This is a genomic window from Serratia sp. MMO-28 (assembly GCF_037199905.1).
In the GTDB taxonomy this organism is placed as follows: domain Bacteria; phylum Pseudomonadota; class Gammaproteobacteria; order Enterobacterales; family Enterobacteriaceae; genus Chania; species Chania oryzae.
Genome location: NZ_JBBCVB010000057.1, coordinates 1 through 6,138 on the forward strand (window position 1 = coordinate 1; position 6,138 = coordinate 6,138).

The 6,138-nt window shown below is 53.4% G+C and carries 6 protein-coding genes and 1 pseudogene; all 7 read left to right on the top strand.

Annotated elements, in window-relative coordinates; genetic code table 11:
- Positions 1-112: 112 nt before the first annotated feature.
- Positions 113-1,024 (top strand): annotated as a pseudogene (locus WG891_RS26335) (dihydroxy-acid dehydratase domain-containing protein); the annotation flags it as partial.
- A gap of 5 nt (positions 1,025-1,029) precedes the next feature.
- Positions 1,030-2,574, top strand: coding sequence for a threonine ammonia-lyase, biosynthetic (gene ilvA, locus WG891_RS26340; protein WP_020323225.1), 1,545 nt, complete (start codon positions 1,030-1,032; stop codon positions 2,572-2,574).
- Positions 2,575-2,826: 252 nt separating this feature from the next.
- Positions 2,827-3,336, top strand: coding sequence for a PTS sugar transporter subunit IIA (locus WG891_RS26345; RefSeq protein ID WP_223226985.1), 510 nt, complete (start codon positions 2,827-2,829; stop codon positions 3,334-3,336).
- 1 nt (position 3,337) lies between these two features.
- The gene (locus tag WG891_RS26350; protein WP_020323230.1) at positions 3,338-3,616 is read left to right on the top strand and encodes a PTS sugar transporter subunit IIB; all 279 of its coding nucleotides are present in this window, start codon (positions 3,338-3,340) and stop codon (positions 3,614-3,616) included.
- A 45-nt stretch (positions 3,617-3,661) separates the two neighbouring features.
- Positions 3,662-5,065, top strand: a complete 1,404-nt coding sequence (locus WG891_RS26355) for a PTS galactitol transporter subunit IIC (protein ID WP_020323222.1) — start codon at positions 3,662-3,664, stop codon at positions 5,063-5,065.
- A gap of 68 nt (positions 5,066-5,133) precedes the next feature.
- Positions 5,134-5,946 (top strand): BglG family transcription antiterminator, encoded by an 813-nt coding sequence (locus tag WG891_RS26360; RefSeq protein WP_336983950.1) that lies wholly within the window; start codon positions 5,134-5,136, stop codon positions 5,944-5,946.
- A gap of 33 nt (positions 5,947-5,979) precedes the next feature.
- Positions 5,980-6,138, top strand: a 159-nt coding sequence (locus WG891_RS26365; protein WP_001392608.1) for an IS1 family transposase, incomplete at its 3' end; no start/stop codon positions are given.

Here is a 6,138-nt window from a genome sequence, read left to right on the forward strand (position 1 = left end):
CGCACCACGCCTTCAGTAGCGGAGCAGGAAGGACAGCTGATAGAAATGGAAGCCACTGGAGCACCTCAAAAACACCATCATACACTAAATCAGTAAGTTGGCAGCATCACCAGTGGCGCCAAGTACCCAGAAATACCATATGGAAGACGTGCACCGTGCGGGCGGCGTGCTGGGCATTCTCGGCGAGCTGGACCGTGCCGGCCTGCTGAACCGCGAAGTCAAAAACGTGCTCGGCCTGACCCTGCCGCAGACGTTGGAGCAGTACGACATCACCGTAACCCAGGACGAAGCGGTCAAAAAAATGTTCCGCGCCGGCCCGGCGGGTATTCGTACCACCCAGGCGTTCTCGCAGGACTGCCGTTGGGATACCCTGGATGACGATCGCGCCGAAGGCTGCATCCGCTCGCTGGAGCACGCCTACAGCAAAGATGGCGGTCTGGCCGTGCTGTACGGCAACTTCGCGGAAAACGGCTGCATCGTGAAAACCGCGGGCGTGGATGACAGTATCCTCAAATTCACCGGCCCGGCAAAAGTCTACGAAAGCCAGGACGAGGCGGTTGAAGCTATCCTCGGCGGTAAAGTGGTCGAAGGCGACGTGGTGGTCATTCGCTACGAAGGGCCGAAAGGCGGGCCGGGCATGCAGGAAATGCTCTACCCAACCACCTTCCTGAAATCAATGGGGCTTGGTAAAGCCTGTGCGCTGATCACCGATGGTCGTTTCTCCGGCGGTACCTCCGGTCTCTCTATCGGCCACGTTTCTCCGGAAGCGGCCAGCGGCGGTAATATCGCGATCATCGAAGATGGCGACATGATTGCTATCGACATTCCGAACCGTGGCATTCAGCTGCAACTGAGCGAAGCGGAAATCGCCGCTCGTCGTGAAGCGCAGGAAGCTCGCGGCGACCAGGCGTGGACGCCGAAAAACCGTGAACGTCAGGTCTCCTTTGCCCTTCGCGCCTATGCCAGCCTGGCAACCAGCGCCGACAAAGGTGCGGTGCGCGATAAATCGAAACTGGGGGGTTAATCACCATGGCGGAATCACAGCCCCTATCCGGCACCCCTGAAGGTGCCGAGTATCTCAGAGCGGTGCTGCGCGCACCGGTCTATGAAGCGGTACAGGTAACGCCGCTGCAAAAAATGGACAAGCTCTCTTCGCGCCTCGACAACTTCATTCTGGTCAAGCGCGAAGACCGTCAGCCAGTGCACAGCTTTAAGCTGCGCGGCGCGTACGCGATGATGGCGGGCTTAACGCCTGAACAGAAAGCGCGTGGGGTCATCACCGCTTCTGCGGGCAACCATGCTCAGGGCGTGGCGTTCTCCTCTGCGCGTCTGGGCCTGAAGTCGCTGATTGTCATGCCGGTGGCGACTGCCGATATCAAAGTTGATGCTGTTCGCGGCTTTGGCGGCGAAGTGCTGTTGCACGGCGCTAACTTTGATGAAGCCAAAGCCAAAGCGATTGAACTGGCGCAGCAGCAGGGCTTTACCTGGGTTCCGCCTTTCGATCACCCGATGGTGATCGCCGGACAAGGTACGCTGGCCCTGGAGTTGCTCCAGCAGGACGCACACCTCGACCGCGTGTTTGTGCCGGTGGGCGGTGGCGGTCTGGCGGCGGGCGTGGCGGTGCTGATCAAACAGCTGATGCCGCAGATCAAAGTGATTGCCGTCGAAGCCGAAGACTCCGCCTGCCTGAAGGCGGCGCTGGATGCCGGTCATCCGGTGGATCTGCCGCGCGTGGGTCTCTTTGCTGAAGGCGTGGCGGTAAAACGTATCGGTGACGAAACCTTCCGTCTGTGCCAGGAATATCTCGACGACATTATTACCGTCGATAGCGATGCGATCTGTGCGGCGATGAAAGACCTGTTTGAAGATGTGCGCGCGGTAGCGGAACCTTCCGGGGCGCTGGCGCTGGCGGGGATGAAAAAATACATCGCTCAGCACAACATACGCGGTGAGCGTCTGGCGCATATTCTCTCTGGCGCTAACGTCAATTTCCACGGCCTGCGCTACGTTTCCGAACGCTGCGAGCTAGGGGAACAGCGTGAAGCGTTGCTGGCGGTGACGATCCCGGAAGAGAAGGGCAGCTTCCTGAAGTTTTGCCAACTGCTGGGCGGGCGTTCGGTCACCGAGTTTAACTACCGCTTCGCCGACGCGAAAAACGCCTGCATTTTTGTGGGCGTGCGTCTGAGTCGCGGCTTCGAAGAGCGTAAGGAAATCCTTAATCTGCTCAACGATGGCGGCTATAGCGTCGTCGACCTCTCCGACGACGAAATGGCTAAGCTGCACGTGCGCTATATGGTCGGTGGTCGTCCGTCGAAGCCGTTACAGGAACGTTTGTTCAGCTTCGAGTTCCCGGAATCGCCGGGTGCGCTGCTGAAGTTCCTCTACACCCTGGGCACGCACTGGAATATTTCCCTGTTCCATTATCGTAGCCACGGCACCGACTATGGCCGTGTACTGGCGGCGTTTGAGCTGGGCGATAACGAACCGGACTTCGAAACCCGGCTCAACGAACTGGGCTATGAGTGCCACGACGAGACCAATAACCCGGCGTTTCGTTTCTTCCTGGCAGGCTAAGCACCGTTTCTCGGGGGATAACCATCGCGGTTATCCCTCGTTATTTCATTTTCCCGTCTCTGCTTCCCTCTATTTTTTCCCGTTAGCCTGTTCTTACAATAAAAATGTGATGCAATTCATAATAAAACGCTCACCGCGTTGCGCCAGGTTCTGGTCATCTTTTGGGGGCAATACTTCTCGCTCAACCGTAACTCCTGAATTAACATTGTCGGTAGTTAATTCTTAGCGGTTAGAGAGGATATTCGGATGAGAATGGATATAGTTGATACCCCGAATGAAAATGCGCAAGGAAGTAAATATTTAACGCCTCAGCTTACGTTCCTCGATAAGCATTATAATAATTCCACGGACTTTTTTTCTTCGATATTTTTACTGCTGAAAGAGAAAGGCTACGTTCGGGATTCTTTCCTCGATGCCATTCTTGCCAGAGAAAAAGCCTATCCAACCGGGTTACCCACGCTGCCGGTGGCTATCGCGCTGCCGCATACCGACCCCCAGCACGTCATTCGTCCCTTTATCTCTGTTACGCGACTGTCACAACCTCTCGCCTGGCAGGAAATGGGGAATGACGACAATACGCTCTACGTTCAATTTATTGTTCTTCTTGGTTTTATTGACCACAGCAGCCACCTGACAGCGCTGCAAAACCTGATGGACTGCCTTGCTGATGAACAGGTCGTCCAGACCCTACGCGAGATAGACGATGTAGATACCTTTCTCTGTACCCTCACATCAAGACTGCAATTGGATAAGGATTTATAAAATGAAAAAAGTCATTGTTGCCTGTGGAAGCGGCGTTGCGACCTCACAAACAGTTGCCAGTAAAGTGACTCGCTTATTGAATGAACGTAACCAGTCGCACATTAAAGTTGAAGTAATCGACCTTAAATCTCTCGATAGCCATATTAAGGATAGTGCTGCGTATATCGCAATTACTAAAGTTGATAAGCAATATCCTATCCCCGTGATTAACGGTATCGCATTTCTGACCGGTATGGGTATGGAACAGGAATTACAAAAGGTCATTGATGCCTGTAAATAAGGCGTAGCTCTTTAATCCTTATAATTATTTTAGTGGAGAAGTGCTATGGACTTTCTTGGTGTAGTCATAAATTATATTCTGAATTTAGGCGCGCCGGTTTTTGTGCCTTTTATCATGTTATTAGCCGGGCTGGTGGTGCGGATGAAATTCCGCGATGCGGCTTCGGCGGCCATCACGCTAGGCGTCGCCTTCGTTGGGATGAGCATGCTGATTGGCTTTATGGTTGATGCCATCGGGGTTGCCGCGCAGACCATGATGAACCGCACCGGCCTTGAACTGAGTATCGTCGACGGCGGTTGGACGACGATGGCGAATATCTCCTGGGCTTGGCCTTACGCATTCGCCATGTTCCCGCTTCAGGTTGGCGTAAACATTGTGATGTTGATGCTAAACAAGACCAATACCTTCAACGCCGACCTCTGGAACGTGTGGGGGAAAATCTTTACCGCGTTTATCGTAGTGAGCGTCACCACCCCATTGTTTGGCCCGGTCTGGAGCCTGGTGCTGGCGTTCCTGATTGCAGCTTTGCAGATTATCGTTGAGCTGAACGCTGGCGACATTCACCAGCATCGCATTGAGAAACTGACTGGAATCCCCGGCGTCACCTGTACCCACCGCATGGTGTTCTTTGGCGCAATTTATTACCCGTTCGATCTGCTGCTGCGCAAAATTCCGGTGTGCAATAAGCCGATGGATGCCACCGCGCTGCGCGCAAAAGTTGGCGTTTTTGCGGAAAACCATATCATCGGTTTTATTCTCGGGATCCTGTTCGGCATTATCGCGGGCTACAGTGTGGCGAAAACGCTGATGCTGGGCGTTCAGGCCGCAACGGCGCTGGTGCTGTTCCCGATGATTTCCAAACTCTTTATGCAGGCGCTGTCGCCTATTTCGGAAGCCATCAGCGACTACATGAACAAGAAATTCTCCGGGCGTAAGCTGTTCGTCGGCATCGATTGGCCATTTATGGGCGGCGCCAGCGAAATCTGGTTTGCCATCATCGTTGCGATTCCGTTCACGCTCATCTGGGCGCTGATTCTGCCGGGCAATAAGATTTTACCCTTCGCCGGTATTATTAATATTTCCCTGATTGTTCCTGCCTACCTGGTGACGCGTGGCAACACCCTGCGCATGGTGATCCTTAGCATTATCGGGGTGCCGTTCTTCCTGTTCGTGGGTACGCAGTTTGCGCCAATGATTACCGAACTGGGCCAGGCGACGAAGGCAATTACCATTCCCGCCGGCCAGCTGATTTCCAATAGCTCCATTGATGCTCCGGTCTTTACCTATGCCTTCTCCTTCCTGTTCAAATTCCTGGAAGGCAACTTTATCCCGCTGGTGTTTGCGCTGTGGTGGGGCTGCGGCTACTTCTTCTACTCCCGCGAACTGCGTCGTGAAAGCAATCTGGCGCAGCTGGAAGCCGAGCAGCAGGAGAAAGCTCAGCAGGCTTAATTCTGGGTTTCATGTTCATGTCTGGCGGCAGGCGCCGCCGCCAGACTTTTGATTGCAGGAGAGTCGACATGGCTATGGATAAACGCGTGGTTGCAGTGCTGGATGCCATTGTGAACGATCCCGGCATCACGGGGACGAAGCTTGAGGAGCAGTTTTGCCTGACGCGCAAACAGCTGAGCTATACGCTGAAAAAGGTGAATGATTATCTGGAATCGAACCACTTCGACCGGATCAACCGCCTGAAAACCGGGAAACTGCATATCCCGCGCCATGTGATTGAGCATTTTCGTCAGAATCAGACCGCTGAAACCGAGCATCGCTATCTCTACTCGGAAGATGAACGCGGACAGATGATTATCTTTATGCTGTTGACCCGCAGCGAGCGGCTTTCATTGCTGCATCTCTCCTCTTCGCTGGGCGTCAGCCAGAATACGATTATCAACGACCTGAAAAAGGTGCGCACCGAGGTTATCGAGCACGGGCTGGAGATAAGCTATGACAGGGGTAATGGCTATCATATTCTGGGTGAGGAGCTGGAAAAACGCTACCTGTTGCTAAACTGCCTGCGCCGAGTGCTGGAAATCCCGGTCGCCAAAAATATTATTGCTCAATACAACAATGTGATGAGCGACTATCTGGAAAAGGTGGGCAATGTTTTCAGCGAAATTGAAAAACGTTTTAAAATTCAGTTTACCGACCGCCAGCTTCAGGAGCTTATTTATTTTATCTGCTTTGTCCTGCACCGTATTGATTCAGGAAAAAGTCTGGTCAATATCCCGAGCAGCTACGCTGACATTATTGGCAGCAGAGAATATACATTGATGCAGAGCGTTATCAGTAAAATCAATATCAGTAGCGAGGTGATGCTGCCAACTTACTGATTTAGTGTATGATGGTGTTTTTGAGGTGCTCCAGTGGCTTCTGTTTCTATCAGCTGTCCCTCCTGTTCAGCTACTGACGGGGTGGTGCGTAACGGCAAAAGCACTGCCGGACATCAGCGCTATCTCTGCTCTCACTGCCGTAAAACATGGCAACTGCAGTTCACTTACACCGCTTCTCAACCCGGTACGCAC